The sequence below is a fragment of the Paraburkholderia sp. BCC1885 genome (assembly GCF_900996235.1).
In the GTDB taxonomy this organism is placed as follows: Bacteria; Pseudomonadota; Gammaproteobacteria; order Burkholderiales; family Burkholderiaceae; genus Paraburkholderia.
Map to the genome: position 1 here is coordinate 1 of NZ_CAAJGM010000016.1, position 977 is coordinate 977.

At 63.6% G+C, this 977-nt stretch carries 2 protein-coding genes; both read left to right on the plus strand.

All coding sequences use genetic code 11. The annotated features are described in order from the left end of the window. The coding region (locus FQ755_RS01205; protein WP_222105699.1) for a hypothetical protein at positions 1-299 on the plus strand (299 nt) is incomplete at its 5' end. A gap of 108 nt (positions 300-407) precedes the next feature. Continuing rightward, positions 408-791: a hypothetical protein gene (locus FQ755_RS01210; protein ID WP_144150303.1), complete on the plus strand. Its 384-nt coding sequence runs from the start codon at positions 408-410 to the stop codon at positions 789-791. Positions 792-977 lie beyond the last annotated feature (186 nt).

Consider the following 977-nt stretch of genomic DNA (forward strand, 5'->3'; position numbering starts at 1 on the left):
TCCGGAGGCCCGCGTTCGTCCTTTATCTGGAGCAATCCATGCACGAAACGAAATTCATCCACCTCCCGCCGCGCCCACGTCCCGTACTAAAGGGACTCAGCGTCGTCGCTGGTATCACCGCGATCGGCTTCGCCGCTGCATGGGCATTCGAGCAACACCGCAAGCGTGAGCTGGTGCGTGTCCTCGCCTCGATGCCCGGTGCGGCAAAGATCCTGCCGACGCTCCGATCGTATTCCGAAACGGTACTCGCCCAGTTTGGCGTGAGCGTTCCGCCGAAGCCGCCCGCTCGTAAGTCGTAGCCACCGACCTGCACACACCCGGCGCACGCCGCCGGCCTCTCCTTCATTTTCCGCACGCATCCGGCTCATTCCGGAGGGGCGTGATCGTCCATTTTTCAGGAGCCACAAATGCATCAACCTACCCGACTCAAACCGCTGTTTCATCCGGGCAAACTGCTCGTCTCGCACGAGGCTCTCGTCGCACTGCGCGCGAACAGCGTGCCGGTCGTCAGCGTCGTGCTGCGCCATATCGCCGGTGATTGGGGCGTCATGTCCGACGAGGACAAACGCGACAACGACGCGTCGATCTCGACGGGCCTGCGGCTGATCTCGATCTACCGCCTGCCAGACCGGACCCACATTCTGGTCATCACGGAATGGGATCGGTCGAACACGACCATCGAACGCCTCAATGACGTCGTGCCCGATAGCAGCACCCGCCCGGTCCGACCGACGAACCGTCGCTATCCGGTCTGGCCTACCGCCCACTACGCGCAGGAGGGTCGCGCATGAGCTACGCGAGCGGTCCGCGTTTCCCGATCGGGCGACCTGTCGTCACTCCCGCCGCTCAGGCGTAAGCGGCTCGGCTGGGCCGTGTCCTCACGCGCGCGCGAGCAAGGCATGATGGTGATGGCGTGTTGGAGTCCGTGTAGATCAAGGGAGATCGTGTCCACGATCGGCGATCGTGGACACGATCTA